Raw genomic sequence first — 25,365 nt, forward strand, 5'->3', positions numbered from 1 at the left:
ATCCGGTCTCTGATTGGAGCTGGTCTGCTCCGGACCATCATGGATATCAGCGCGCGTGCGTTCTCGTTAGCGGACAGGCCTCAACGGGCCATTTGGGTCACCAGTATTCGCATGCGCCGGGAAGACCGATCCTCCATCTCTTCTCATCCTCTCGCAGACCTCGGCAGGTAACGTGTTTTGCTCTGGCTACGTCATTGCGGGTTCCTCATTTTGAGCGCTCTCTGTGGCCGTCAGTGTGGAGTTAGGGTCAGCTTGGCTGGGGCGCGGCCTGATTGATCTTCCGCACCTCAAAGGCCCGGCCACGAGCCAGAACGCTCCAGGCGATGCGGGCAAGCTTGTTGGCGAGGGCGATTGCCAGCACGTTGTGATGCAGCCGTTTCCTGGCCGCCTCGAGCCAGGGCTTAAGTCCGTGGCGCTCCCAGATCTTCGGTTTGATCAGCACGACCCACGCCGCCTGCACGAACAGAACTCGCAGGTAGCGATTGCCGCGCCTGGATACCTTGCCGAGGATGGTACGGTCCCCGGTCGAGATCTGCTTGGGAACCAGCCCGAGCCAGGCGGCAAAATCTCGGCCCTTGGTGAACACATCGCCTGCGCCGATGGCGGCCACCATCGCGCTGGAGATGATCGGTCCGATGCCGGGCACGCTCATCAACCGTTCGCAACCGGCATCCTGGCGCGCGATGGTTTCGATCTCGTTCGACAAACCCTCGACCCGCTCATCGAACCGGCGCCAGTCGCAGGCCAGATCTTCGACAATGCGGACCATGCGAGGCGACAGGACATCTGGCGGCATGGCCAGGATGCGCGGCAGTTCGGCGCGTAAAAAACGTATTCCCTGACGCACGGCAATGCTGCGCTCGAGCAGGAAGGCGCGGATCTGATTGATTATGCCGGTGCGCTGGCGGACCAACCGCTCCCGTACCCGATGCAGCGCCTGCAGGTCCAGCTGATCAAGCGGTCTTGGTTGCGACGAACTTCATCGTGGGCCGCTGTACCGCCTCGGCAATCGCCTCCGCGTCGCGGAAGTCGTTCTTCTGTCCCTTCGAATAGGGGCGGACGTACTTCGGGCATCGTGACCAAGCGTCTTGAGCCGGCGACTGAGGTGATGCGCCCCAACACAGGCTTCCATGCCAACTAGACAGGGCAGCATGTTGGCAAACCGAACCTCCACCTGGCCACGCGACCACTTCTGGCGCAGCACGATTGCGCCAGATCTATCGAGGCCGACGACATGAAATGAGTTCTTGCCGATATCGATGCCGACGAAGGCAATTGCGTTCGCGAGGGCTTCTGCCATGGCATGCTCCTTGGCTTTGGTGCCCCGTACAAGCCTCTCTTGCTGGTGGGGCGGGAGCACGGCCGGACCATCCCATTAGCGGACATCGAACGGTGTCACCGTTTGAACAGCACAGCAATTTCGTCACCGCACAGCGCTCAAGCGATGATCTCACCTGCGTGCCTTTGCCGTGCTTTAGAAACCACGATCTCAAATTGGCACAATTTGCATGTTGTCCGAAATCACCGCCAAGAGTTTGAGGTTGACCCGTCGATGGCCGCGGGACAAGTCTTAAGGGTCAGTCGAAATATGGAAGTGGTGCTGACCGATAAGCCAATGCGGATGCCCTTCGACGCCGCTGCGTTCCGAGAAGCCCCTCGGCGCCAAGATACCTAAAGTTCGCGTTACATCGGATTGCTCAAAAAATCATCCGGTGCACATCACCCGAAGTCGTCGATACGTCGAGCAGCCATCTCAGAATTTGCCGCGTTAAGTGAAATCGATGCACGCGATTCAGCTTTCTGATGAAAATGGGAGCGTTCAATGCCCAGCGATAATCATCCCCAACGAGGAGACGGCATCATGTTGACGAAACGCGATCTTCTTCGTTCCGCCGCGCTGGCTGCACTCATTGTCACGACAACGACGCCTGTCCCGGCGAACGCGCAGGCGAAAGCCGAATGGCCTGACATCCGCGAGGCCAAGGCCATCGCCGAGGAAGGCTTCATCTACGGGTTACCCATCGTGATGAACTACGCGGTGATGTACGAGTATTCCGTCGACAGGAACTCGGGACAATTCAAGGCGCCGTTCAACCAGATCAAAAACGAGGCGCGTGTCTATACATACAAGGACACGGCCGTCATAACCCCCAACAGCGACACGCCCTATTCCTTATTATTTATGGATCTGCGCGCTGAGCCGATCGTTCTTTCCGTGCCGGCTGTCGAGAAGACGCGCTATTATTCAGTGATGCTTTGCGACGGCAACACGTTTAATTACGGATATATCGGTAGTCGCGCGACCGGCAGCGAGGCTGGTGACTATATGGTCGTTGGACCAGATTGGCAGGGTGCGACGCCCGCCGGTATCAAGAAGGTCTTCCAGTCCTCGACGCAGTTTTCTGCCGCTGCCTACCGCACGCAACTTTTCAATGCTGCAGACATGCCGGATGTTGAGAAAGTCCAGGCCGGCTATAAGGTGCAGCCCCTGTCGGCCTATCTCAAGCAACCCGCGCCGCCCGCGGCGCCTGCAATCGAATTTCCAAAGGCCGATGCGGAGCTCGTGAAGAAGAACTTCTTCGAGTATCTCGACTTCGCCCTCCAATTTGCACCAGCAGGTCCGGAAGAACGCACCATTCGCGAGAAGCTCGCGCGCATCGGCGTCGGCGCGGGCAAGACCTTTGACTTCAAAGATCTTCCGCTGACTCACAAGATTGAAATCGGACTGGGGATGAAAGACGGCGAAGAAAAGGTCGAGAAGTATCTCGCCAGCGGTCAGAAGGACGTAAACGGATGGAAAATCGGATCGCTGTTCGGAGACCGGCTGTTCTACAGCGGTGATTGGCTGAAGCGCGCTGCCGCAGCCAAAGGCGGCATTTACGGCAATGACGCTGTCGAGGCCGTCTATCCAATGACGAAGGCGCTTTCTAATGGCGAGGTGCTCGATGGCTCCAAGCACAAATACACAATCACCTTTCCCGCCGGACAATTGCCGCCGGTAGACGCTTTCTGGTCGGTGACCATGTATGACGGCAAGAGCCAATTGCTGATCGAGAATCCGATCAACCGCTACCTGATCAACTCGCCGATGCTGTCCGACATGCAGAAGAACGCCGACGGCTCTCTCACGCTGTACATCCAAAAAGATTCACCCGGCGCCGACAAGGAATCTAATTGGTTGCCGGCGCCGAATGACGAAATCTACCTCGTGATGCGTTTATATTGGCCGAAGACAACGGCACCCTCAATCCTGCCCGCCGGTGAGGGTTCATGGCAGCCACCGGCGATAGTGCGCGCGGCCGACTAGGCACATCTGGCACCGAGCAACGAGGGCTCAGAAACATGAAAACGATTACACGAAGAGGCTTTGTCGGCGGGGTTGCTGTGCTCCCGGTGGTCCGCTTCACGGCGGCCAACGCACAAATTAGCGTCAACCCGGCCGAGGCGCGCGCCATCGTTAAGGAAGCCTATGTTTATGGCTTCCCGATCGTGGACAATTACCGAATCCAGCACGCCTATTGGGTCGATAGAGCGACCCCGGAATACAAGGGGCCCTGGAATCAGATCTGGAACAGCGCACGTGTCTACACGCCCGCTGACACGGCGATCCAGACGCCCAACTCAGATACGCCTTACTCATTCATTGGCGCGGACCTGCGTTCCGAACCTCTTGTGCTCACGGTGCCGGCGATGGAAAAGGAGCGCTATTTCAGCGTCCAGCTCATCGATTATTACACCTTTAACTTCGACTACATCGGGACCCGAACGAGCGGCAACGGAGGCGGCAGCTTCCTGCTCGCCGGGCCGGGATGGAAGGGTGACACGCCCAAGGGCGTCAAGAAGGTCTTTCGCTCGGAAACTGAATTGGTGTTCCCCACGTATCGCACGCAGCTGTTTAACCCAGCCGATATCGAAAATGTGAAGAAGGTTCAGGCTGGCTATAAAGTGCAGCCGCTCTCCGCGTTTCTCGGCCAGCCGGCGGCCAAAGCGGCACCGGCCATTGATTTCATCAAGCCGCTGACGCCCGCAGAAGAGAAGACCTCGCCGCAGTTCTTCAACATCCTGAACTTCGTTCTGCAGTTTTGCCCGACGGTCCCGTCCGAGAAAGCACTCATGGCGCGCTTCGCCAGGATCGGCGTTGGCGCGGGCAAGACCTTTGACGCCAGCAAGCTCTCGCCCGAGTTGAAGGTGGCAATCGAACAAGGCATGGCCGACGCTTGGGCTGCCCTCGCTGGCCTGAAGAAAGATGTTGAGGAGGGGAAGGTGTCCTCCGGCGATGTCTTCGGTACGCGTCAGTATCTGAAGGGGAATTATCTTTACCGCATGGGGGCCGCCGTTCTCGGAATCTACGGCAATTCGAAGCAGGAGGCGATGTATCCGGCTTATTATGTGGATGCGGCGAAGCAGAAGCTGAACGGTGCCAATCGTTACACCTTGCGCTTTGCGCCGGGCCAATTACCACCCGTCAACGCATTTTGGTCGCTGACGATGTATGACGAGCCGCAGAGCCTGCTCGTCGCCAATCCGCTCAACCGCTATCTTATCAATTCACCGATGCTGCCGCAGATCAAGCGCGATGCCGACGGCGGGCTAACGCTGATTATCCAAAACGAATCCCCCGGCAAGGACAAGGAAGCCAACTGGCTGCCGACACCAAAGGGGCCATTCTCCATGATCATGCGACTCTACTGGCCGAAAGGAGCAGCGACGGAAGGCAAGTGGAAGCAACCGCCACTTCAGCAGGCGGGGTGAAGCACCGGGCTGCACGCGTCTCATAGCGAAGCGAGTCTCGTGGGAGCAGCTGCAAATGAGGTGATCGAGTGATGCTGGCCAGGTCCGCTTCTGGCCCGTTCGAGACAGACTCACTGGCCCTGACTACGTCTGTGTAGAGGGGGAGACCGGAAGTAGCGCGCAGACGGCCAAAGTGCCGCGATTGACTTACCGGAAGTCGGCCTCTGCTGGGATGGGCAGTTGGCCTGACGATGCAAATCATTCCCGAAGCAATTGCGCGCACTCGAACATGATATGCCGTCCAGCGCAGATTTCATGCGAACCGGTCCGTGACGACACGTGAGGAGGTCAACATCCACAGGGAAAATGTCAGGCCACCGGTGGCGACATCGCGCCGGGAGGGGCCAAGTTGGTCCATGCCCTACTGATGAGGCCCATAGGCCGCTCCCAGCGTGTTGTTCGCAAAGAGCCGCTACGCTGGTGCCCGAACAGATGCGGCAGCGGTTAGTGCGGCAGTTCTACCCGGTGGCGTCATTCAAGAACCTCCAAAGTTTCACGGCCAACGCACTGCGGTCATCGGCCTGCTGCCCTTCATGAGGACAGACCTGAGACCTGAGTATCGGTAGCTTATCTGTCAAGATGGTCGCCAAGTTTCCAGGGGCTAGTTGCTATGCCAACGTATGGACAATCACCGGGCCGCCACCGCGAATGGCGGCGTACATAAGACCCTCCTTCATCGGCGAGGCTGCCCAAGATCGCGACTGCGGCGATCATTCATCACCCGGGCGGGGCGAGCAGTAGGATGCCCCGTACGTACGCTGAATATTACGCCATCCAGCATAACCAAACCATCAAGGCCAAAAGCGATCTTTCGTGATGGCATGTCTGCTCGTGGCCCAATCCGGCGGTAGGAAGGTGGGCCAGAGCACGTCCGCTCTGCCCTGGTGTTTCAGACATCAACTTGTTCCGCTATTACCAAGGCGTCATCGACCTCGATGCCGAGGTATCGGACTGTACTTTCTATCTTGGTATGCCCGAGCAGGAGCTGGACAGCCCTCAGATTGCCGGTTCGCCGATAGATCAAGGTCGCTTTTGTTCGTCGCAGTGAGTGCGTCCCAAAAAGCCTCGGGTCGCCAACCGATCTGCCTTGTGAAAGAAAAACATCGACCTGGCGCAGCTTCGCGACGATCTCTTCCGACTTGTGCTTCTTCTGGGGCATTCCATTGTCCTCTCTAACGGCTAATAGCCTAATTCAGGGAGGACCACTTTTCAGGGGGCAGACCATATCATCACTGGGAGAATTTCAGGCCCAGTCATTTAGACCAGCGCCGCCAGCGAATATACTCCGCTGCGCGGCGTTGGGCTTTTCTGGCCCAACGAAAAGGCCCGATACGGAGGCGCAGCGGACCCGATCGGGTTCGGGATTAGATGGGTGCGGGGCATCCCGTTCCGACCAGTTAACGCGGAGCTGCGGGGCTGGGTTTCTGACAAAGAAAGGCCCGCCACGGATGACGAGGCGGGCTCAGTTGAGTGAAGAGACGGTACCCGACCAAGGGGACCGTCCGGACCAATTAACATGAGAGGGCAAGATGTTCCGGAAGAAAGAACCCGCCGGTGAGGGGGATCACCGACGGGCGGGGGCATTCTAGGGGTTACGGACGAGGCCTTGGGGAGAGCCTTCGTCCGTCAAGGTAACGCGCGGGGCTGGGAGGGGTTCCGGGGAGGGGGACGCGACGTGAGCCACTATGCCGCGCGGTCTCGTAACGCGACTTCCGCTTCAGCGTCCAGATCGTCGAGAACCGCCTCAAAGGCAGCGATTGCACTTTGGATGGAGGCGATTTCCGCAATCTGTTGTTCCGACAGCGGGCCGTGTTGTCCCATCAGCGCGACAATCAAGTCGCGACGCCGCTCCTTCAGTTGAACAAGGGGTAATCCGTGGTCTTCGAGCAGCGCGGGCATTGTAACAATCTCCAGCCGACGCCTGGACAATAGCTAAAAAGTGCTGAGACCGATTTTCACCAACGCCTAAAATTATTTGGATCGGACAATAAGCAAAAGAAGCTACCGCTCTGCAACCGCGACGAAGCCCGGCCGGCCAAAAAGGGACCGTCCGGCCAGATAAGGCAAATGGGAGGGGGGCCTACTCCACTCGGCGGACGAAACGCAAAAACCCGCCACCGGGTTCAGCGTCGGCAGCGGGCTTTTGTACGCGATACTATGACCCTCTCGGGCTGAAGCCAGGTTCCCACGATCGGGTGAACGAGGGGATCCTGGGCGGACTGCACCATCAATATGCCAGGGTTTGATTTGCGGTAGGCACAGGTCGCATCGTGAAGACGCCATTCCTCGGCGGACTTCATCACCAACATATCCGAGTTTGATTTCCGACAGGCACAACAGCGGCGGCATTGCGTAGGCGCTCTCGCCTAAGTCCTCCTGGTCTCCACGCCAAATCCTTCAGTTGGCCTGGACCATCGATCGTCATGTAGGGCCCTGCCTTACTGATGAGGCCCAATAGGCCGCTCCCAGCGTGCTGTTCGCGTGAAGCCGCTACGCTGAAGCCCGAACAAATGCGGCAGCGGTTAATGCGACAATTATACCCGGTGGAGTCATCCAAGACCCTCCGAAGTTTCAGAACATGCCAACGCTGTTTGCTTGGCGCTGACCGCTGCCCGCTTTAGCAGGACAGATTAGAAGGCTGAGCGTGGTTGGTTTTCTTGTCAAGACGATAATGTTATCCGCTCTTCCCCAAACACATGATCGGGCGATCGATCGTCCGATCAGCTCGGATATGGCTTTCGGTACACACAACTGCATTCTCGGCTTCAGGCCGCAACTTCGACTTGAATGGTGAGGTCAACACGGCCAGAACGAAACAGAGCAGCCCGATCATTCCGCCAGCTTAGGCGATTCCATCACGTCATCAACTCGGTTACGGTTTTCGGTACACACAGGCATTCCAATGTCCTCTCTAACGGCTAATAGCCTAATTCAGGGAGGACCACTTTTCAGGGGGCAGGCCAATTCGGCAATCGTGCTCTTGCCGCGGCGGATCGACTTGACCTCGGTGCCGGTCAGCGCAATGCCGGCCTCGACGGTATCCTCGATCGCATAGTTGAACCGCGCCTTGCGATTTTCAGCGACCACCTTGAGCGCGCGCTCGTTCTTTTCAGCCATATCTAAAACCTCCGGGCGTCGCTTTTGATGACGACGACGCCCGATCCTTCTTGTTTCTCGATTCCGAAGTTCGCATGTCCTTGCAGCAATCTCTGATGCGAACTTCGAAATCAAAGAGACACTAGCAAATCTATCACTTGGTGTGGTTTTGGATCGAAAGTTCTCTTAACGGACACGCCGCAACAATGAAGAGAACTTTCGATCCACCACACCAGGCGTTGCGCTATTTCTTCGCTTTCAGGAGATCGCGGATCTCGGTCAGGAGTTCTTGCTCGCGGGTCGGCTTCGGCGGCGCCGCGGATGCCGCCTCGTCTTTGCGCTTCAGCTTGTTCATTCCTTTGATGACGATGAACAGCACGAAAGCAACAATCAGGAAGTTCAGCGTCAGAGTCAGGAAGTTGCCCCAGGCCAGTACCGCGCCCTGTTTCTTGGCATCGGCCAGGTTCGAGGCATTCACCGCCTTGGACAGCGGCGTGAAATAGTTCGAGAAGTCGAGGCCGCCCGTGACGGCGCCGATGATCGGCATGATGATGTCGGCCACCATCGAGGAGACGATGCCCCCGAACGCGGCGCCGATAATGACGCCGACGGCGAGGTCGACGACATTTCCCTTCATCGCAAATTCGCGAAATTCCTTCAGCATCGCTGTGCTCCCGATATTTTGCCGCTGCGCGCAGTGCCCGCCATTTCAACCCAAGTGAGAGGGGATGTCCCGCTCGCTGTTGAAGTTTTGAGAGCGGACATTGCGTGGCCTTGAGCTTAGGCGGCCTTTTGCTGCGGCTCAAGAGGGTGACGCGCTTGAATGGCTTTCAGCGCGGCCTTGAGGGCAGGCAATTGCTTCCACGCCTTCAGCCGCCTGAAGCCCTTCGCTGCTTCGATCATACTGGCGGCCGTCCAACGCAGCGCCATGCTGGCGTCGCGCCACCGTTTCACGTTATCAGTCGACAAAATTCCATTACATTCGATAACCGAATATCTCCCTTGACTGACTGTATGCTCCTTCGGCAGAGACATGATGTCGATGGCTGCCAGCTTGCTGCTCGTCGTAGCCGCATGGTCGACGGCCTCTGCGCAAAGTGCAGGCGGGCCTTGCCGCCGTGCTCTGGACGGAATTCACAGTGGTCGATTGTCGGCGGCACGATCATTTGACCCCGGGCGGCAATACGCAGCATTTTCAATTCAGCGTCTTCCAAAGAAATTGAGTCGGTATCGTATACTTGTCCAGCATCGTCGCGTTGCGTTCCGCCTTACGGCCGCGACCTGCGATCAAAGCTTGACCATCCGCAGACGCAGCGCGTTGCCGACCACGCTCACCGAGGAAAGCGCCATCGCGGCGGCTACGATCGGAGAAAGCATTTTCGCAGATTGTTCGGATTTGATTTGCGACAGGCACAGGGAGCGCCGCTCGATTACCGATCCCGCGCGAGCGCTCGTTTCGTCCGCCACCTCGTCCCCTTCTTCCTCTCCGGATTGCCGATCGGCGGGCTGTCCGATCCAAGCAGCGCGCGCATCATCGCGGGCCGTGCAAACCACATCCATGCGATCTCGCGTTCCGCGGCGTTTCTGAGAGCTGCGGCGGCATGTTGGCGTCCTTCAAGGTGCGGAGGCGTCTTTCCGTCAGGCGTCTTGATCGGTTCGTCGAAGCGGCGCGACCAGGTCATTTCAGCCATGACGCATTCGCCTTGGCGAGGTCGTCGGTGCGATGCTAGGATTCGATATCCTCCGGCGTCAGGCCAGAATAGAACCGCTTCCAGGGGGCCCTAAACTCACTCTTGGCAGCTTCCAGGTTATCTGCCGACCCATTGCACCACGACGGGACCGGTAGGGCGGGTTGACGCTCCACGTCCATATGATGCCCTGCGAGGACCGTTCTGGACGCGGACGTCACCACGCCCAGCGGTCAAGAGGCGCTTGGTACGGTGCGTCGCAAGGACATCCGCGGATGCAGCTTTGGCTTTCGGGGTAACGCCTTCCGATGATCAGATGGTGCCGACGCCGACGCATAGCATTATTATTCAATCCTGAAGCCATATATCATGGGTACGCCTTCCTAAGCGGTCATGCTCCCATCGGAGCAAGCTTTGGCGAGGACAGTCAAGTGAAGCCCGCCTAGTTGGCGATTTCCGGTGACAAAGAATGTTAGTTGGCGCGCCAAAAGAAACCAAAGACAATGAATTTCGTGTCGGCTTGACGCCCGCCACAGTTGCCGAGCTCACGCATCGCGGCCACACGGTCATTATTGAGAAATCCGCCGGCGTCGGGTCGGGCCTGATGGACGATGAATATGCCAATGCCGGGGCTGAAATTGTCGATACACCGCAGGAAATATTTGCTCGCGCTGAAATGGTCGTCAAGGTGAAGGAACTGCAGGCTGCCGAGCGCACGATGTTGCGACGCGGCCAAATCCTGTTCGCCTATCTGCATCTCGCGCCCGATTTGGTCCAGACGCAGGACTTGATCTCTAGCGGCTCCGCATGCATCGCGTATGAGACCGTCACCGCCTCCTCAGGAGGACTACCGCTCCTCACACCGATGTCCGAGGTCGCGGGGCGCCTCGCGCCGCAAGTCGGCGCCCATGCGCTTGAAAAGGAGTCAGGCGGGCGCGGTGTTCTCCTAGGCGGCGTCCCCGGCGCTCCGGTGGCAGATGTGCTGATCATAGGCGGCGGCATCGCCGGCACCAACGCCGCGATGATCGCACTCGGCATGGGCGCTCAGGTTACGCTCCTCGACCAATCGCTCGATGTTCTGCGGCGACTGGCGACGCAGTTCGGCGGACACGTGCGCACGATCTTCTCGACACGCGCTGCAATCGCTGACCTCGTCACTAAAGCCGATCTCGTAATCGGCGCGGTGCTCGTGCCGGGGGCTTCCGCGCCAAAACTCATTACTCGAACTATGCTAAAGACGATGAAGCAGGGCTCCGTGTTCGTCGACATAGCCATCGACCAGGGCGGCTGTGCCGAAACGTCGAGGCCGACGACACATTCCAATCCGACCTTTGTGGTCGATGGTGTGGTGCATTATTGCGTTGCCAATATGCCGGGAGCGGTGGCGCGCACGTCGACCTTTGCGCTCAACAACGCTACCCTGCCGTTCACGTTGCAGCTTGCCGACAAGGGTTGGCGCCAAGCTTTGAAGGACGACATCCATTTGCGTAACGGCCTCAATGTCTGCGGCGGCAAGATCACCTGCAAGCCGGTGGCGGAGGAGCACGGACTTGGGTTTACACCGGCGGAGGCGTTCCTCGACTGAAGGACTGCCATCGGAGTCCATTCCGACTGGAGCCATCCACACCTGTTCGGACGTAACTAAGCTAACAATCTATCGAACTAGACGATGGTGTGCGGGTCCAAGCACCAAGCCCCTCGGACCATTCCACGCTTAGTTCGCGGGGTAACTTCTGGTTTGATGGTTCAATGGGCAGGCCTATGGCGAAGTCTTTATTCGAAGAGTTCGATCCATGGGCATTCGTGATCGACCGACGTCGCCGCACTCGCCATGGCAAAACGCATATGCTGAACGGCTGATCGGTTCGATCCGGCGGGAATGCCTTGACCATGTTGTTGTATTCGGCGAGCGGCATCTTCGTCACGTGCTGCTGTCTTACATGAACTACTATAATGATCGACGCCAAGCATAACCGAGCGGAACCATACCTCCGACCCACAAGCCCTTGCGCTTGGAGGCGGCGATCTTGTCGCGGATGCGCTCGGCTGTGACCTGGCGTTCGAACTGGGCGAAGGACAAGAGAACATTCAGGGTCAAGCGGCCCATGGATGTCGTCGTATTGAACTGCTGGGTCACCGACACGAAGGACACGCCATGAGCATCGAACAGTTCAACCAGCTGGGCAAAGTCGGCCAGAGACCGTGTCAGGCGGTCGACCTTATAGACGACAATGACATTGATCTTGCGGGCCCTGATATCATCGAGCAACTTTTGAAGGGCAGGGCGGTCGGTTGATCCGCCCGAGAACCCGCCATCGTCATAGCGCGTCTTGATCAGCGTCCAGCCCGCATGCGCCTGGCTGCGGATATAGGCCTCAGAAGCATCATACTGGGCGTTGAGCGAGTTGAATTCCTGATCGAGCCCGGCATCGGTCGAGACGCGGGTATAGATCGCACAGCGGACGGATTTGCCAACCGACGTCATTATTGTGGCCCCGTAGACCCCGTTGCTGTCCGCAGGCCAAAGAACCGCGGCCCATTCCATTTGGTCCCGGTGATGGCAAAGGCGACCTTGGACAGGCTGTCATAGGTTTTACCCTCAAAGGCAAAGCCATCGGCCAGCACCATCACCCGATGATCCCGTCCATCCCATTCGCGGGTCAGGATGGCGCCCGGCGCGAACTCCTGGTTGCGTTGATCAAGCTTGTCGGTCAGTTTGGTAATCGTAGCCGATCCACCTGATACAACGGCAGCTTTCAATATCTGCACCATTCCGACGTCGAGATCGCCGAAGGCATCGGCCTGGATGCGATAAGCGAGCATTGCGAACAGCAGGTGCTTCGGCAGGTGAACGGGCGCCGAGCGCCCCGTCACAGCCTGCCATCGGAGGCGAAGGGCTTTGAGATCAAGATCAGCCAGACGCGCAATCTCGATCTCAAGAGGGGCCGCATCCATTATGCGACGTGATTGTCTTCGAGGAGCCATCGCTTAGGCGGCCTTGGCCGATTTGCTGATCCCCTTCGTTGAAGGCTTGATGCGATAGCGTCGGACCTCATCGACGCGCTCGGAATCAAGATCGAGCTTCAGTTTCTTGCGAACGACACCGGCGAAGAACCCACGCACCGAATGCGGCTGCCAACCTGTCGCCTTGACGATGGCTTCGATCGTGCAGCCATTTGTCGATCGCAGCAGAGTGAGCACCCTCGCTTGCTTGGAATCGGCGCGAGCGCCTGATGCTTTGGTTGGTACGGCGGATGCGTCGGTAGCCGGCAATACCTTCGATACCGCTGGCCTTCTTGTCTTGGGGCCAACGTGTTTGGCTTTAACGGATCGGGTAGCAGCGAATTTTGAGGCGGGTTGTCTGGCCGTGGCTCGTTGCTTTGCTTTGGCTTTCGTCATGAGGACCTCCGTCGTTGCGGGGGATCCATCGCGCCCCACCACTGCGGCCCCGCAGTGGCCAAAAGCCGGCGGGGCAAGATCCTGACGAGCCTATTCGCTCGCCATGCCAACCACACTAACGCTCCGTTGCCGCAGCAAAGCCAGTCCTTTCTGAGCAATCTTGTTGCGGCGCCGGGTGTGAAAGTTCTCGGATGTAAACCAGCGCTGAACAAAGCCCTTTGAAGCTACAGCGGTAACTCCTTGTGGCAAGTAAGGAGTGGGGTCACGATCGGCGCCGATCGTGACCCACTCCGATCGGCTTTTTTGATTGTCTTTTATGGCGTTACTGCCGGAACCTGCAGCGATCTGACCCCTATGCCGATTCACACCCTGTTCGCCCTGATGCACCTCAACGCCAATCTCCCGGCCGCGTATTTCGAGGTTCCGCCCACCCAGGTCGTAGAGGTCGGTCTCGAAGTCGAGATATAGTGTCCGCACGGATGGCAGGAACACTGGACCACCCGGGCGGGTCCAAGTGGGAGATAGCCGTATCCTGAAGCAGCGTTCAGCCGACCAGAGCGCACGCTCTCCTCGCTGAGAATGTGTACATGCTCATGATCGATCCCCTCTATGTGGTTTCGGGCTTCGGCGTCGGCCTTCTGGTTGGCATGACGGGTATGGGCGGTGGCTCACTGATGACTCCGTTGCTGATCCTGTTGTTCGGCATCCATCCGCCGACCGCGGTCGGCACCGATCTCCTCTACGCCGCTGCCACCAAGACTGGTGGCAGCGTGGCGCACGGCTGGGCGGGGAGCATCCACTGGCCGGCTGTGTTCCGACTTGCTGGCGGCAGCATCCCGGCAAGCATCCTGACGCTCGTTGTTCTGTGGCAGCTTGATCTGAGCGGCGAATCCTCGCGCAGCCTGGTCAACCTGGTGCTCTGTTTTGCGCTCCTGCTCACCGCAGCGTCGCTGATCTTCCGCACCGCAATCATGCAGCGCTATCGCTCTCGTTTGCAGCAGGTCGACCCCCGCACCACTGCCCGCGTGACCGTGCTGGTAGGCGTTGTGCTTGGCGTGCTGGTCTCGATTTCTTCGGTCGGGGCCGGCGCGGTGGGCGTCACCATGCTTCTGCTGCTTTACCCGCTGCTGCCGATGGCGCGCATTGTCGCCTCCGACATCGCGCACGCGGTGCCGTTGACGCTGGTCGCGGGCATCGGACACTGGGCGACGGGCGCGATCGACTGGCACCTCATGGGCGTGCTGCTGATGGGCTCCATGCCCGGCATTTTACTTGGCAGCTATTGTGCGCACCGCGTACCGGAAACGGCGTTACGACTGGTGCTCGCTGCAACGCTGATCGTGGTTGCCGGCAACCTCGCATCCCATGAGCTCAATTCGTCGTCCTGGATTGTCACAGCGATCACCCGCAGCGCCGCTCACTGACAAGCACGTTTGTGGACGCTTTGGCGTCAAGTCGATCACCCGACCATGGCGGGGTTGGGCAGACGCCCCATCTCCTGCTTAACCCATCGCCACCTTGTCGCCCTTGGCGTCGTGCTGGCGTTGGTCGAGCCACATCGTGCCGAGCGCGAGCGTCAGCCAGCCGAAATAGTAGGCAAAGCCTGTCATCAGAACGATCCAGCCGGGAATCGGTCCGACGGCGGCGCGATCGGAATATTCGGCCAGGGTCGCCGCAGAGGTCGGATGGATGGCTATCTTGCCGTAATAGGCGATTGCCTGGATGGCGAAAATCCAGACGTAGTTGCGACGCAAACGCCGCCCAGCCGCGCGGACAAACGAAATGTGATGGTGCGGTGCCGTGTAGTCGCGTGCGAGAATTACCTGCCAGCTATCGTCGCGCGCTTCACCGGTGAATATTGGTACATAGAAATTCATCTCCAGCCAGCGAGCCCGGGCGCGCCAGACATTGAAATAGCGATAGCGCCGCGCCTCCATGCCGAGAAACACGGCAAGCAGCAGTCCTACCAGCACAAGGGGCAGGGGTGACGCCTCCGGGCTCGAAAAGGTCGTCGACAGCGCGATGCCCATCGTGACGATCGACCAATTGGTCGTGTTGTCGAGCCGCGTTCGCCAGATCGTCGAGCGATAGACTTCGCCGCGGTACAGATGCGCGATGACGCCCATTTCGGTGGAATTGAAGGTGTGTCGAGGGGTTGATTCGCTGGAAACCATAACAGACATGGCGGGACTCCGGTTGTCCGAACAACATTTCCGCAAATCACCGGCGTTGACCGGGAGAGTCCACATCATCGACGCCGATGAATCCATCCGGAATTGTGATGCCGCAACTATGCTTGCCCTGAGCCTGAATTACCAGCAGCATCAGGTCCAAGAATAGCGGGGTGCACCGCAATATCCTGACCTAGCGGATTGAACGCGACGGACGAGTCCGAAAGTGGATTCCCATGGGGCTCTCGACGTGCGCATCTGTGCGATGCGTACCGGGATCGTCGTGCGCGGTGCCCGGCTCGGCCGCCGCCGTCGCGCGCACGGCGCTGTGCGGAAGCTGCAGCACGGTGGCGATCTGGCCTAAGACCAGACGGGTGAGCAGCACGATCTCGCCGTTGGCGAATTCGAGCGCGTCATGATGCGCGGTTGGGTTGTCGAGCGCGACTTGGCGGAAACGCGCCGCCCGCTCGCCGATCCGACGCTTCGGCATCAAGGGAAAGTTCGGCTCGGCCTTGACCTCGCGGTCGAACGCAATTTCCGTCCCCGGAAGTAGGCAAATCACGACGGCGGGCTCACCGACTTCGGTGAAACCGCGCGTCATCGATGTGGGGAACCGGGTCGTCACCAGCCGCTGGCCGGCGGCGGCGGGACGGGACGCAACGTGCTGCAAGCTGTAATCGCACATCAGAAGCCTCCATGGAGCGAGCCTCGATCTGCAGTACTCAGTATACCCAACACCTTTGGCTGAATTTAGTTTCGGGCCGTCGGCGAAAACCGCTGCCGGGGCCGCAGGGGCGTCGAAGACACAGATAGAGGCGGCGAAACGATGTCGGCGGAAGCTTCTCGCAATCGTCGTTCTTCTGCTTTTGACCGGCTGCGGTCCATCCGGCCCGACCGAAGCCGATATGGCGGGATGTGCGGCGCGCGGCGGCGGACCGCCGCTGACAAACCGCGAGGTTGCTGACTGCGCTGTTGACCGCGCCGAGATAGATCGGTCACGCCACTACTTGGCCCATCCCAGCGTCTTGTCATCGCACAGTGGATCGCATTCGACGCATCGCGATTATACTTCGCTGCGCGGCGTTGTGCGATCTTCACTCATCAAATCCCGCTGTGCCGCAGCTACTTCTTGGCCACTTTCAACTTTGGCTTTCGTTGAGGCGGCGGAGCCTTCTCGCTCGCGCGCCTTTATCAGTGTTCGGATGTGGATCAAGGCTTCACGTTCGTTCATTGAAGATCTCCGACGGAAGCGCTCCGGCGGGGTCTTCTATTCGGTCTTGTGCTTCGCTGCCAGCCGCTCGCAATTGCCGGCCTCGATCTCGGCCGCAGCGGCCTCCCAATGACTATCGACCAATGCCTGAATCTCCGCCTCCGGTATTCCGGCTCGTACCGACGATCTCATTTCGCTTGCCCTATGGCTTGTTAATCATGGGGCATGGTCGACGACAGGTTTTATGGTTTGGCGTTACCGCGCATCCGACCGCAGAATGGATCGCAAATCAGATCACGCAAGCGTGCGGCTGGAAGCAGCCCCTCGCTATCTGATGCGCGACCGGGACGGGGCCTATGGCGAAGTCTTTATTCGAAGAGTTCGATCCATGGGCATTCGTGATCGACCGACGTCGCCGCGCTCGCCATGGCAAAACGCATATGCTGAACGGCTGATCGGTTCGATCCGGCGGGAGTGCCTTGACCACGTTGCTGTGTTCGGCGAGCGGCATCTTTGTCACGTGCTGAGCAGACTGCAGGCCGACCACGACCTACCTTTGGCCTACTTTCCTAAGCTGGCCTATGAAGTTCTAAACGGCATAACGCTTTGTGAGGGATGCCATCGCAAGAGTGACACCTACGCCCGTGGCGGCGCTCGTATTCACGGTGGCATTTACTCAAACGACTTTCGAGCCAATTATCGACCTAGACAAAAACAATATGCGAAATGAACAACTCGAAGCCATCCGCGCCGCGTGCATCAAGGTGAATAATCAGCGGGCATGGGAGTTCAAGCATCCATCAGACCCAGCTTGTGACTATGACCTTCCAGTTCGCCTCGCTGATGTGCTGTTGGCGATAAGAAACATAGCAAGACCTATACCCGAGGCGATGAATAACCGCTGGTGGAATAAACGCGAGCGTGACTTGCTCGACAAATGGGAGTGTCGCCAAGACGACCTAACCCAGCAGAGCGATGCAACCGTAACTTTCTTAGCGCACTTGCTCGGATAACGCTTCGCCGATCAGAACCAGCGTCCACGGCCATAGAAGCCGCCACCAACGAGAAGCACGATCACAATGATGATGATGAGCGTTGTAGTGTCCATGTCGGACCCCTAGTAACGTTATACCGACAGTGAACCGGCAACAGGCAGCTTAGTTCCAACGTTTAAAGCCTAATTATGACCTACTGACACGTGGCCTCGCCCTCGCTATCAGTTTCGCCGCCCTCGCCCTCTGCATGATTGTCGGGCTGGGCCTCGTTGAGTTCGGCGCCCACGGCGCCCCCATTCTGCACGACGCTCTCCTGTAGGAAGACTTGCGACGAGAACCGCGCCTCATCCTCTACCCGATCGCCCCGTATCACGACGGCTTCTTTGAAGACTTCGAGGGCCTGGTGTACGGCCGCGTCAAGGACGCGACGTGGATCGCGTTCCGCGAGAGCGCCAAGGCCTCGATAGCCAAGATGGGCCTCGCATGGATCATCGCCCGCAAGCAGGTCATCGATGCGCTGCGCAAGCAGGGCGAGGACGTGAGCCACTGGGGCGAGCGGCTCTACGTCAACGTCGACTGCTACGACAAGCAGAACGCCGAGAGCATCCTGTTCGACGTGGTGACCGAGCTCCAGACCAACGACCTTCTAATCGCCGACTTCGGCCAGCTCTACAACTAGACGCGCACAAAGGACGAGGCCACGCTCAAGAGGGTGTCGAACTTCGTGACGAACAACCGCATCCGCGTCGAGGCGCATACGGCCCTGACGCCGATGCGCGGGCGCCTCTACCAGCAGCATCGCCCTGACTTCATCCTCAGGGACGACCTCGAAAACGCCGTCACGGCGGACAGTCCAGCCATCACCGAGAAGATCATCCGGCTTCTGGACGAGGCAAAAGGCGGCATGGCCGGCCACGGGGTGTCGCTTACCCTCGGCAATTTCATACTCGAAGCGGGAGTCATGGGATACGTGCGCAAAGCCGTGGATGGCTCGGGCGGACGGGCGCGCTTCGTTCCAATCACCAACCGGCAGGGAGAGCCGGCCTGGCCCGACAAATACGTCAAAACTGATGCTGACGCCGCCGCTGTTAACGCTGATATCGCGGACCCGGGCAAACGCAAGATATCGCTTGAAAGAAAAAGGCGCGAGCTCAACGCGGGAGCCCGGCGCGTCTACGAGGTGGAAATGCTCCTGGACCCAGTCGCGGCCGGTTCCCCGTTCTTTGACCGCCCGACGATCGAGCGGCTTGTCGCGCAGTGCGGCCAGCCGCTGAACGAGAAAGCCGGCCTTTTGCTGTGGGCAGAATACAATCCCGCGCATCGCTATGCGATCGGGGCTGATACCGGCAAAGGCAACGGCAATGACCATAGCACCTCGGTCCTCATAGACTTCTCGACGATACCGGCGCGGCAAGTCGGGTCGTATGCGAACAATCGCATCCCGGCCGACCAGTTCGCGTATGAGCTTAAACGGCAGGCTGACTTGTTCGGTTCCTGCCTGATCGCCCCTGAGAAGAACAGCGAGAGCGGCGGGTCGTGCCTTACGACGCTCAAGATGATCTATGACGCGAGCCTGATCTACCGACAGGTCCCGCTTGACCGCCTCAGCGACCAACCGCTGGGAAGCGGCGAGCTCGGCTGGGAAACCAACGGCGCGACCAAGTATTCCATACTCAACGCCCTGCGCACCGCGGTTGAGGACGGCCACCTGCTCATTCAGGACGAGCGCATCCTCATCGAGATGAAGAGCTTTACCTTCACCGACGCCGATGACCTTGGAAGAAGCCGGGTCGGGCACTTCACCAACCATTTTGATTTGCTTATGCCGTCAGCCAGCCGCGGCCGCGCCCGCGTTGGATGGGCCTTCACCTTCGCAGCCGCCGCTTACAATCTGGTGCGACTGCCGAAGCTCATGGCGGTGCCAGCATGACCCGCCGTCCCACGGCCACGCCAAACTGCTCGACGGCGGCTCGATCCAGATCACATTCGCCTATCACAACGGCGATCAAGCCATCCCGAAAGCCAGACGGGACACTTCTTCAACAGCCTGCTAAACGGCGCTCAGGCACAGGAAAGGCCCCAAACGGGGCCTTTGTCGTTTCGAGCATTTCCGTTCGTCCTGGCGCGGTATACGGCGTTTTACAGCCTATCCCGCCTTACGGCGATAAGCCGTGGGGCCTTGAACTAAATCACCGCGCCAATAGATGGGCCCATGGGCGCCCGTGGCCCTGCACGGTCCCGCACCCCCAGCCTCAAAGCCCACGCGGGGCCGTGCACCACGGGAGGTTCGCATCATGCCCGACTCTACAGAAATGAAATCACCTGCGGCGACGGGGTGCCATGCGAGTGCAACGACAGCGACCCTCCTGATACCAGCGAGGTCAACGTCATTGCGGAGGCTACGAGGCACTAGCTTGCATGTGTACGGCGAGCGTGCACCGCTTGTGCCCGTGGTATCCTTAGAAGGTGTCTTGTTGGATACTATCGTTAATTAATAATCCCCTATGCGTGCCAACAAGCGCGTGGGGGGCTTTTAATTCGTGATATGGCACGCTCACGCAGAATGTTCGCGAACGACATTATCAATAGCGACCCTTTCCTTGATATGGGCCAAGGCGCGCAACTGCTCTACTTCCACCTGGGTATGCAAGCTGACGATGATGGCTTTGTCTCGCCTCAAAGGGTGATGCGTATGGTCGGCGCAATCCGGGTAGCGGTGAATTTGCGGACGCTGTTTTGTTGAAAGCGTTCGGCGAAGTGCCAAGCGATCTATCGGCGCTCTGAGCGGCGCGCGGCATACTGCACGTTCAACCGCTCTTCAGGGTAGCGAAGCGCGCCAAAATGGCCCTCGCTCCATCAAGCCGGGGGTCACTTCGCAGTGAACCAATCTCGACTCCGAACGTTAGTCCCTGTCACCGCGCGGCTCTAGCAGGCTGCTGAACAACTTGCATAGGGCTCTTGCTGTCGCCAATCGCATCGACGTCCGACCATTGGCACCGTCTGGTTTTCCGCACGCGTCGGGGACGATGCGTTGGTCATCATGAGAAGATCAGTTTCGGGATGCGGATGAGGTTGTAGGCGGCGACAGCCAGCGTGAAGGCCCATCCGACGCGATCCACGCCGCGGAATTTTGTCTTGCGCTGACCAGCGACGGTCTTGATCCAGCCGAACGCCTCCTCGATCCGCTTTCTGATCCGCAAACTCGTCCTGTACCCGGCATGACAGGTGGTGCGGCTGTCGATGGTGGAATGCTTCTCCTTCGCCGCGACGTGTGGCGTCACATTCATGGAGCGCAGTTCGTTGACGAAGTCGCCGGCGTCGTAGCCCTTGTCCGCGCCGAGCGTGATGCGCGTCGGGCGGTCCGCCAACGGTTCGACCATGATCAGCGCAGCGGCGCGCTCGGCATGGCCATCGACCGGCGTCAGCACGGCGTCGACGATCAGCCCGTTGCGGTTCTCCATCAGGGCATGTCCCATGAAGCACAGCGCGGCCCCGACGCCGGGGCTTTTCTTGTAGAGCTTCGCCGAAGGGTCCGTCGTCGAGGCGTGCGTATCGTTGGTGCGCCTCTCGCCCCTGAAGTTTACCTCGACGTTGCGGCCGCCATCACCGGATGGGGGTGGCGCGCCATCGTCTTTCGGCCGCACGCTCTTCATCGACGCCCAGGCCTCAATCAACGTGCCGTCGACGCTGAAGTGGTCGTTCGACAGAAGCCGCTTCACCCGCGGCTGCGACAGAACCGCCGCCAGGAACTCGCGCGCCACGTCGCCTTGAAGCAGCCGGTCACGATTCTTCGTAAACGTCGTGGCGTCCCAAACCGACGCATCCATCGACAATCCGACGAACCAGCGGAACAGCAGATTATAGTCGAGCTGCTCCATCAGTTGCCGCTCCGACCGCACCGAAAAGAACGCCTGCAGCAGCAGCGCCTTCAGCAATTGCTCCGGCGGGATCGAGGGACGACCGGTATGCGAATAAAGCGCGGCGAACCGGGTACTCATCCCGGCCAGAACCTCATCGACCAGTGCACGGATCGGCCGCAGCGGATGATCCTTCGCAACGCGATTCTCCAGCCGAACATAGCTGAACATCCCGTCCGATCGCTCTTCCCCGCCTCGCATCGCAAATCACCCCCGTCGTCTCGCCCGCAACAACGGAATCATCAAATCGATCCAAACGCGAGACCGTTTTTCAGCGCCCTGCTAGGTATCCATCGGTGATGAGAACGCCAGTTGCAAGGGAGGAGTGCCTCCATGAATAACGACCTCGAAACGCGTCCTACGGGTCACCTGATCGCCAGCGATAAAGAGTCAGGGAAAGCTATCTATGGCGCTGAGAACAAGAAGATAGGTTCCATCGAACGCGTCATGGTTGACAAGACCAGCGGGGAAATTGCCTACGCCGTGCTGGGCTTCGGCGAATTTCTTGGAATCGGCAACGAACATTATCCGGTTTCCTGGAAAGTGCTCAGATACGACTCCAATCTTGGCGGCTACCTCTATGACTGGTCGGTCCGACGTGCAGAACTGGACGACTACTACAACGATGATACGTTCGAGTTAAATCGCTTCGGATGGAGTGAGGTAGACAGGCCGGGTCAAAACCGTGGCCTGAGTTGACGGGGCGGGTCGCAAGGGCCGCACGACAATTTAACCGCGCGGCTCTTTTTTGTGTCGTGCCTTCAATCGTCCTGATATCACGCGAAAACGTTCGCGATCCCGACTTTACCCGAGGTCAGGTGATTGTGTGGGCTCGGAGCGTTGAATTCGCTCAGCAAGCTCGTACAAGCATTCCACGACGTGGCTACGCTCCACACCTTGCAAGGCGGTCAACCAATCTTCGACGGCGCACATCACTCCGAACGAAACCTCATCGTTCGAAAACCTGTCCCTGTCGCAAACTCAATCCGGCTGGCGGTTGATCGAGAATTGGGCGATGCTGCTGCCCGATGTTGGATTTGTGCAGGCTGATCTTTGGAATGGTGATGGACCTGCTGCGGTCGCGAGTAGCGCTTGAGGCAGAAGTTCTAGTCTTGAGGCAACAAATCAATGTGCTGCGGCGAACCCGTTCCAGGAGGCCTCCCTTCATCTCGATTGACCGTCTGATATTGGGAGGTATCTGCGGACTGTTTCCAAAAATGTATGATGTACTGGCGATCGTCCGACCGGACACCGTGATCCGCTGGCATCGCGCTGGTTTCAGATCGTATTGGCGCTGGAAATCGAGGCATCGCTACGGTCGACCGGCCGTACCGTTAGAAATTCGCCGGCTGATCCGCGAGATGAGCACCGCCAACCCGCTGTGGGGAGCGCCGCGGATCCATGGCGAGCTTCTCAAGCTGGGCATCGAGATTGGCCAGACTAGCGGGGCCAAGTATATGGCGCGGAAGAGGGCTCCTCCGTCGCAGGGTTGGAACACCTTCCTTCGTAACCATGCTGACGGTATCGCGGCTATGGACTTTTTGTCGTGCCGACAATCTCATTCCGGCTGCTCTATGGATTGCTGATCATGGGCCATGGCCGGCGGAAAATCCTGTGGTTTGGGGTCACCGCGCAACCGACGGCCGAATGGATCGCCAATCAACTGACGGAGGCGTGTGGCTGGGAGCAAATCCCTCGTTACCTGATCCGGGATCGCGATGGCGCATACGGCGAAATATTCATACGCCGGGTTCGATCCATCGGCATTCGAGATCGTCCGACATCTCCTCGCTCACCCTGGCAAAACGCATACGCCGAACGGCTGATCGGATCGATCCGCAAGGAATGCGTTGATCATATCGTGGTATTAGGCGAACGCCATCTGCGCCACGTGCTGCTCTCGTACATGAGTTACTACAACGGCACGCGCACCCATTTGTCATTAAACAAGGACGCACCGATGTCACGCGTCGCCGAGACAGCCGGACGCATTAGCTGTCGTCCGATTCTGGGCGGACTGCACCATCAATATACCCGGGTTTGATTTGCGGTAGGCACACCTATCGCGCACGGTTCAGAGAAGCAGGGCGTATTCTTCGCCTTTCAATCCTCGGCGGGCTGCATCACCAATATATTCGGATTTGATTTGCGACAGGCACAGCTAAACCTGAGAATGTCGCTTGCTACTGGATACTGCGGATGGACGCAGTGCCATCCGATCCTCCTAATGTCGCGCTTTCTGAATATTCGCCCCGGATCGGTTGCGGCTTTCAAGTGCGCGCTTTGCGTCATCAAACAGTCGATCTTCGTTATTTTTGAAATAGCGCCAAAGGGCCAATCCGCCAAAAAACGCGATCGCGAGCACTATCCACCCCAGGGGCCCAGCGGCGCGGCGCATGCCTTGCCCTAAGAAATATCCGCCTGAGCCGAATAAGGTTGCCCAAACAATTCCGCCGGCGGCATTGTAGATGAAAAATCTCAGAGGCGGGAAATGACTCGCGCCCGCGAAAATAGCAGCCAGCGCACGCAAAAGCGCAACGAAGCGGCCGAAAAATACGATTTTGCCGCCATGCCGCAGATAGAGATATTCTGCGAGATCAAGCTTTTGTTGATCGATTCCTATGTAGTGACCGTATTTCACCAGGATTTTGCGACCGAATCGTCGACCGACCCAAAAGCCAAGATTGTCCCCCAGGATTGCGCCGAGCGCGGCTGCAACGATAATAAAACGAATATCCATTGTGTGGAGCGTGCCGGCGTACACCGCGGCAGCAATGAGCGCCGTCTCGCCTGGCAGGGGGAGCCCCGCACTTTCCAATAACACAATCGTGAACACGGCAAGATAGCCGTAGCTTGTCACGAGTTCTTGAATGACGTGAGCGTCGATAACGGACACGATTTGCGCACCGCTCCTCATTTAAAACCCGTTAAGCTAAATCACTTGGCGCGAGCAGCTGAGGCGGCCGCAGGGCTAACGGCTTATTACCCAATTAAGTGGCCTTAACTGCGCAAAAAAACATTTAGTGCCCGACATATCGTCCTTCGGATGCCCGCCGGTTCGGCCGGAAAACCTTGTCGTGGGTATCGCAGAATTGGTGCGACGCGCCGATCTATCAAAGGTGGTGCACAATGACGGGGCAGCATGGAGGCGGTCCCTACCCAAGTTAAAGTTCGCGGATGACGCGCGGCAAACATCGGCATGACGCACGGCCGCTCGTAGTCTCTTCGATCTGGAATCCATTTCGTCGTCGGGCTTTCAGGCTGCTCTGGGTTGCAACCGTCGTCGCTAATATCGAAGATTTAAAAGTCTCTCGCCGGGGCGTCACAAAGTGCGTCTGGCGCTCAAGAGACCGCGCGACGTCGTCGGATTTTTTCCTCCGTCGCTCGGGAGCAAGAAACCCTACTGTCAATATGAAAGATGCCTTGCCCGGCTGCAGGAGCAACTTGGTCGCGACAATGACATGCTCATCGCGAAAGAGGTCGTGCAGAAAATAGCGAAACGAAATGCGCCTGCGGCAGGCCGTCACACTCCACGCCCTCGGTCGGATCGCTTGCATAACATAGCCGCCTCGACCATATTTAAACTGGTGGTTAGTCTACCAACTCTTGTGTTTCTGTCGTAACTCTCAATCCCGAAGCACGAACAAATCGCTCAACTTAATTTTGAATGATCTTTTAACAGATGCGCAGAACCAAGGGGGAGATGGAAATATGGACATCCAGCGCAGAGATTTCGTTAAGGGATGCGCAACGGCCTCTATCCTGTTGCTGCCGGGCATCGCCAGCGCCGCGACCGGCAAGAAAGCCAACAAGGCATCAGCCCCAGAATCCCCTTCGGACATCGAGAAATCGATCAAAGCCAGCTTCGGCGGTGGATTCTCGGTAGGGGATCATACGCAATCCGGCGGACGAACCCGCGCCACCATCGAACATTTTGGTAACCGGTATACGGTCGTCTCCCCAGACTTGCTGGACTGGAAGATCGTTGAGGCCTCTTTCTGACAAACCCCGCGGGGCTCCTTCCGTCAGGAGATCATTCGATCTCTCTAGCGTGAGACCACTTGGATATTGATGGTTCTGGTGCTCTTTCAGCGCCGA

25 protein-coding genes and 5 pseudogenes are annotated in these 25,365 nt (G+C 58.6%); 13 read left to right on the plus strand and 17 right to left on the minus strand.

The window, feature by feature from the left end; translation table 11 throughout:
• Positions 1-247: 247 nt before the first annotated feature.
• Positions 248-1,300, minus strand: a pseudogene (locus tag ACSZOQ_RS02355) (IS110 family transposase).
• A 561-nt stretch (positions 1,301-1,861) separates the two neighbouring features.
• Here ACSZOQ_RS02355 and ACSZOQ_RS02360 point away from each other — a divergent pair.
• A complete protein-coding gene (locus ACSZOQ_RS02360) occupies positions 1,862-3,307 on the plus strand; it encodes a DUF1254 domain-containing protein (protein WP_439924482.1) in 1,446 nt (481 codons plus the stop codon).
• A 35-nt stretch (positions 3,308-3,342) separates the two neighbouring features.
• A complete protein-coding gene (locus ACSZOQ_RS02365; protein ID WP_439925924.1) occupies positions 3,343-4,752 on the plus strand; it encodes a DUF1254 domain-containing protein in 1,410 nt (469 codons plus the stop codon).
• Between the two features lie 928 nt (positions 4,753-5,680).
• Here the strand turns inward: ACSZOQ_RS02365 and ACSZOQ_RS02370 are convergent.
• The 6 genes and pseudogenes from ACSZOQ_RS02370 to ACSZOQ_RS02395 form a co-directional block, all read right to left on the minus strand.
• A pseudogene (locus ACSZOQ_RS02370) lies at positions 5,681-5,863 on the minus strand (tyrosine-type recombinase/integrase); the annotation flags it as partial.
• Positions 5,864-6,474: 611 nt separating this feature from the next.
• Positions 6,475-6,690, minus strand: a complete 216-nt coding sequence (locus ACSZOQ_RS02375) for a hypothetical protein (RefSeq protein ID WP_439924483.1) — start codon at positions 6,688-6,690, stop codon at positions 6,475-6,477.
• A 1,041-nt stretch (positions 6,691-7,731) separates the two neighbouring features.
• Positions 7,732-7,908 (minus strand): annotated as a pseudogene (locus tag ACSZOQ_RS02380) (SsrA-binding protein); the annotation flags it as partial.
• Positions 7,909-8,131: 223 nt separating this feature from the next.
• Positions 8,132-8,551 (minus strand): large conductance mechanosensitive channel protein MscL, encoded by a 420-nt coding sequence (mscL, locus tag ACSZOQ_RS02385; protein WP_439924484.1) that lies wholly within the window; start codon positions 8,549-8,551, stop codon positions 8,132-8,134.
• 116 nt (positions 8,552-8,667) lie between these two features.
• Positions 8,668-8,850, minus strand: a pseudogene (locus tag ACSZOQ_RS02390) (IS256 family transposase); the annotation flags it as partial.
• Between the two features lie 467 nt (positions 8,851-9,317).
• Positions 9,318-9,578, minus strand: a complete 261-nt coding sequence (locus ACSZOQ_RS02395; RefSeq protein WP_439924485.1) for a hypothetical protein — start codon at positions 9,576-9,578, stop codon at positions 9,318-9,320.
• Between the two features lie 466 nt (positions 9,579-10,044).
• Between ACSZOQ_RS02395 and ald the strand changes: the two genes are divergently transcribed.
• On the plus strand, positions 10,045-11,160 hold the full coding sequence (gene ald / locus ACSZOQ_RS02400) for an alanine dehydrogenase (RefSeq protein WP_439924486.1): 1,116 nt from the start codon (positions 10,045-10,047) through the stop codon (positions 11,158-11,160).
• A gap of 208 nt (positions 11,161-11,368) precedes the next feature.
• On the plus strand, positions 11,369-11,548 hold the full coding sequence (locus tag ACSZOQ_RS02405) for an integrase core domain-containing protein (RefSeq protein ID WP_439924487.1): 180 nt from the start codon (positions 11,369-11,371) through the stop codon (positions 11,546-11,548).
• Here ACSZOQ_RS02405 and ACSZOQ_RS02410 read toward each other — a convergent pair.
• The 3 genes and pseudogenes from ACSZOQ_RS02410 to ACSZOQ_RS02420 all read right to left on the minus strand — a co-directional run.
• A pseudogene (locus ACSZOQ_RS02410) lies at positions 11,545-12,060 on the minus strand (recombinase family protein); the annotation flags it as partial. The gene ACSZOQ_RS02405 and the pseudogene ACSZOQ_RS02410 sit on opposite strands and share 4 nt — an antisense overlap.
• Positions 12,060-12,560: a DUF2924 domain-containing protein gene (locus ACSZOQ_RS02415; protein ID WP_439924466.1), complete on the minus strand. Its 501-nt coding sequence runs from the start codon at positions 12,558-12,560 to the stop codon at positions 12,060-12,062. The gene ACSZOQ_RS02415 and the pseudogene ACSZOQ_RS02410, both read right to left, overlap by 1 nt.
• Positions 12,561-12,563: 3 nt before the next feature.
• Entirely contained in the window at positions 12,564-12,848 is a 285-nt protein-coding gene (locus tag ACSZOQ_RS02420) for a DUF3489 domain-containing protein (protein WP_439925925.1), read from the minus strand.
• 480 nt (positions 12,849-13,328) lie between these two features.
• Here ACSZOQ_RS02420 and ACSZOQ_RS02425 point away from each other — a divergent pair, with 480 nt between their 5' ends.
• Both ACSZOQ_RS02425 and ACSZOQ_RS02430 read left to right on the plus strand, forming a co-directional pair.
• A complete protein-coding gene (locus ACSZOQ_RS02425) occupies positions 13,329-13,442 on the plus strand; it encodes a KUP/HAK/KT family potassium transporter (RefSeq protein WP_439924488.1) in 114 nt (37 codons plus the stop codon).
• A gap of 125 nt (positions 13,443-13,567) precedes the next feature.
• Positions 13,568-14,398 (plus strand): sulfite exporter TauE/SafE family protein, encoded by an 831-nt coding sequence (locus ACSZOQ_RS02430; protein ID WP_439925927.1) that lies wholly within the window; start codon positions 13,568-13,570, stop codon positions 14,396-14,398.
• A 78-nt stretch (positions 14,399-14,476) separates the two neighbouring features.
• Here ACSZOQ_RS02430 and ACSZOQ_RS02435 read toward each other — a convergent pair whose 3' ends face one another.
• From ACSZOQ_RS02435 to ACSZOQ_RS02450, 4 genes are all read right to left on the minus strand, one after another.
• Complete coding sequence (locus ACSZOQ_RS02435) at positions 14,477-15,157, minus strand: DUF2270 domain-containing protein (protein ID WP_439924489.1); 681 nt, start codon at positions 15,155-15,157, stop codon at positions 14,477-14,479.
• A 181-nt stretch (positions 15,158-15,338) separates the two neighbouring features.
• A complete protein-coding gene (locus tag ACSZOQ_RS02440; protein WP_439924490.1) occupies positions 15,339-15,830 on the minus strand; it encodes a hypothetical protein in 492 nt (163 codons plus the stop codon).
• Positions 15,831-16,208: 378 nt separating this feature from the next.
• Positions 16,209-16,376: a hypothetical protein gene (locus tag ACSZOQ_RS02445; protein WP_439924491.1), complete on the minus strand. Its 168-nt coding sequence runs from the start codon at positions 16,374-16,376 to the stop codon at positions 16,209-16,211.
• Positions 16,377-16,412: 36 nt separating this feature from the next.
• Positions 16,413-16,547: a hypothetical protein gene (locus tag ACSZOQ_RS02450; RefSeq protein ID WP_439924492.1), complete on the minus strand. Its 135-nt coding sequence runs from the start codon at positions 16,545-16,547 to the stop codon at positions 16,413-16,415.
• A gap of 85 nt (positions 16,548-16,632) precedes the next feature.
• Between ACSZOQ_RS02450 and ACSZOQ_RS02455 the strand changes: the two genes are divergently transcribed.
• The 3 genes from ACSZOQ_RS02455 (at position 16,633) to ACSZOQ_RS02465 (ending at position 19,280) form a co-directional block, all read left to right on the plus strand.
• Positions 16,633-17,085: an integrase core domain-containing protein gene (locus ACSZOQ_RS02455; protein WP_439924493.1), complete on the plus strand. Its 453-nt coding sequence runs from the start codon at positions 16,633-16,635 to the stop codon at positions 17,083-17,085.
• A gap of 590 nt (positions 17,086-17,675) precedes the next feature.
• A complete protein-coding gene (locus ACSZOQ_RS02460) occupies positions 17,676-18,029 on the plus strand; it encodes a hypothetical protein (protein ID WP_439924494.1) in 354 nt (117 codons plus the stop codon).
• A gap of 33 nt (positions 18,030-18,062) precedes the next feature.
• Positions 18,063-19,280 carry a hypothetical protein gene (locus ACSZOQ_RS02465; RefSeq protein ID WP_439926173.1) on the plus strand — a complete coding sequence of 406 codons (1,218 nt, stop codon included), beginning with the start codon at positions 18,063-18,065 and terminating at the stop codon, positions 19,278-19,280.
• 624 nt (positions 19,281-19,904) lie between these two features.
• Here ACSZOQ_RS02465 and ACSZOQ_RS02470 read toward each other — a convergent pair.
• Together ACSZOQ_RS02470 and ACSZOQ_RS02475 are read right to left on the minus strand one after the other, a co-directional pair.
• A complete protein-coding gene (locus tag ACSZOQ_RS02470; protein ID WP_439924495.1) occupies positions 19,905-20,114 on the minus strand; it encodes a hypothetical protein in 210 nt (69 codons plus the stop codon).
• A gap of 274 nt (positions 20,115-20,388) precedes the next feature.
• A complete protein-coding gene (locus ACSZOQ_RS02475) occupies positions 20,389-21,468 on the minus strand; it encodes an IS5 family transposase (protein WP_439922928.1) in 1,080 nt (359 codons plus the stop codon).
• A gap of 132 nt (positions 21,469-21,600) precedes the next feature.
• Here ACSZOQ_RS02475 and ACSZOQ_RS02480 point away from each other — a divergent pair, with 132 nt between their 5' ends.
• Positions 21,601-21,966, plus strand: a complete 366-nt coding sequence (locus ACSZOQ_RS02480) for a PRC-barrel domain-containing protein (RefSeq protein ID WP_439924496.1) — start codon at positions 21,601-21,603, stop codon at positions 21,964-21,966.
• Positions 21,967-22,813: 847 nt separating this feature from the next.
• Positions 22,814-23,311 carry an integrase core domain-containing protein gene (locus ACSZOQ_RS02485; RefSeq protein WP_439924497.1) on the plus strand — a complete coding sequence of 166 codons (498 nt, stop codon included), beginning with the start codon at positions 22,814-22,816 and terminating at the stop codon, positions 23,309-23,311.
• Positions 23,312-23,491: 180 nt separating this feature from the next.
• Here ACSZOQ_RS02485 and ACSZOQ_RS02490 read toward each other — a convergent pair whose 3' ends face one another.
• Positions 23,492-24,163 (minus strand): DedA family protein, encoded by a 672-nt coding sequence (locus ACSZOQ_RS02490; RefSeq protein WP_439924498.1) that lies wholly within the window; start codon positions 24,161-24,163, stop codon positions 23,492-23,494.
• Positions 24,164-24,596: 433 nt separating this feature from the next.
• Here ACSZOQ_RS02490 and ACSZOQ_RS02495 point away from each other — a divergent pair, with 433 nt between their 5' ends.
• Both ACSZOQ_RS02495 and ACSZOQ_RS02500 read left to right on the plus strand, forming a co-directional pair.
• Entirely contained in the window at positions 24,597-24,890 is a 294-nt protein-coding gene (locus tag ACSZOQ_RS02495) for a hypothetical protein (protein WP_439924499.1), read from the plus strand.
• An 88-nt stretch (positions 24,891-24,978) separates the two neighbouring features.
• Positions 24,979-25,269 (plus strand): twin-arginine translocation signal domain-containing protein, encoded by a 291-nt coding sequence (locus tag ACSZOQ_RS02500; RefSeq protein ID WP_439924500.1) that lies wholly within the window; start codon positions 24,979-24,981, stop codon positions 25,267-25,269.
• The last annotated feature ends 96 nt before the right edge of the window (positions 25,270-25,365 follow it).

Origin of the sequence: Nitrobacter sp. JJSN (genome assembly GCF_051912485.1) — a bacterium.
In the GTDB taxonomy this organism is placed as follows: Bacteria; Pseudomonadota; Alphaproteobacteria; order Rhizobiales; family Xanthobacteraceae; genus Nitrobacter.

What these genes read in the sequence shown, in the direction of transcription:
- ACSZOQ_RS02360 (WP_439924482.1), top strand. Translation starts at nt 1,862, where the DNA reads ATGTTGACGAAACGCGATCTTCTTCGTTCCGCCGCGCTGGCTGCACTC.
- ACSZOQ_RS02365 (WP_439925924.1), top strand. Translation starts at nt 3,343, where the DNA reads ATGAAAACGATTACACGAAGAGGCTTTGTCGGCGGGGTTGCTGTGCTC.
- ACSZOQ_RS02375 (WP_439924483.1), bottom strand. Translation starts at nt 6,690, where the DNA reads ATGCCCGCGCTGCTCGAAGACCACGGATTACCCCTTGTTCAACTGAAG.
- mscL (WP_439924484.1), bottom strand. Translation starts at nt 8,551, where the DNA reads ATGCTGAAGGAATTTCGCGAATTTGCGATGAAGGGAAATGTCGTCGAC.
- ACSZOQ_RS02395 (WP_439924485.1), bottom strand. Translation starts at nt 9,578, where the DNA reads ATGGCTGAAATGACCTGGTCGCGCCGCTTCGACGAACCGATCAAGACG.
- ald (WP_439924486.1), top strand. Translation starts at nt 10,045, where the DNA reads ATGTTAGTTGGCGCGCCAAAAGAAACCAAAGACAATGAATTTCGTGTC.
- ACSZOQ_RS02405 (WP_439924487.1), top strand. Translation starts at nt 11,369, where the DNA reads ATGGGCATTCGTGATCGACCGACGTCGCCGCACTCGCCATGGCAAAAC.
- ACSZOQ_RS02415 (WP_439924466.1), bottom strand. Translation starts at nt 12,560, where the DNA reads ATGGCTCCTCGAAGACAATCACGTCGCATAATGGATGCGGCCCCTCTT.
- ACSZOQ_RS02425 (WP_439924488.1), top strand. Translation starts at nt 13,329, where the DNA reads ATGCCGATTCACACCCTGTTCGCCCTGATGCACCTCAACGCCAATCTC.
- ACSZOQ_RS02430 (WP_439925927.1), top strand. Translation starts at nt 13,568, where the DNA reads ATGATCGATCCCCTCTATGTGGTTTCGGGCTTCGGCGTCGGCCTTCTG.
- ACSZOQ_RS02435 (WP_439924489.1), bottom strand. Translation starts at nt 15,157, where the DNA reads ATGTCTGTTATGGTTTCCAGCGAATCAACCCCTCGACACACCTTCAAT.
- ACSZOQ_RS02440 (WP_439924490.1), bottom strand. Translation starts at nt 15,830, where the DNA reads ATGTGCGATTACAGCTTGCAGCACGTTGCGTCCCGTCCCGCCGCCGCC.
- ACSZOQ_RS02445 (WP_439924491.1), bottom strand. Translation starts at nt 16,376, where the DNA reads ATGAACGAACGTGAAGCCTTGATCCACATCCGAACACTGATAAAGGCG.
- ACSZOQ_RS02450 (WP_439924492.1), bottom strand. Translation starts at nt 16,547, where the DNA reads ATGAGATCGTCGGTACGAGCCGGAATACCGGAGGCGGAGATTCAGGCA.
- ACSZOQ_RS02455 (WP_439924493.1), top strand. Translation starts at nt 16,633, where the DNA reads ATGGATCGCAAATCAGATCACGCAAGCGTGCGGCTGGAAGCAGCCCCT.
- ACSZOQ_RS02475 (WP_439922928.1), bottom strand. Translation starts at nt 21,468, where the DNA reads ATGCGAGGCGGGGAAGAGCGATCGGACGGGATGTTCAGCTATGTTCGG.
- ACSZOQ_RS02480 (WP_439924496.1), top strand. Translation starts at nt 21,601, where the DNA reads ATGAATAACGACCTCGAAACGCGTCCTACGGGTCACCTGATCGCCAGC.
- ACSZOQ_RS02500 (WP_439924500.1), top strand. Translation starts at nt 24,979, where the DNA reads ATGGACATCCAGCGCAGAGATTTCGTTAAGGGATGCGCAACGGCCTCT.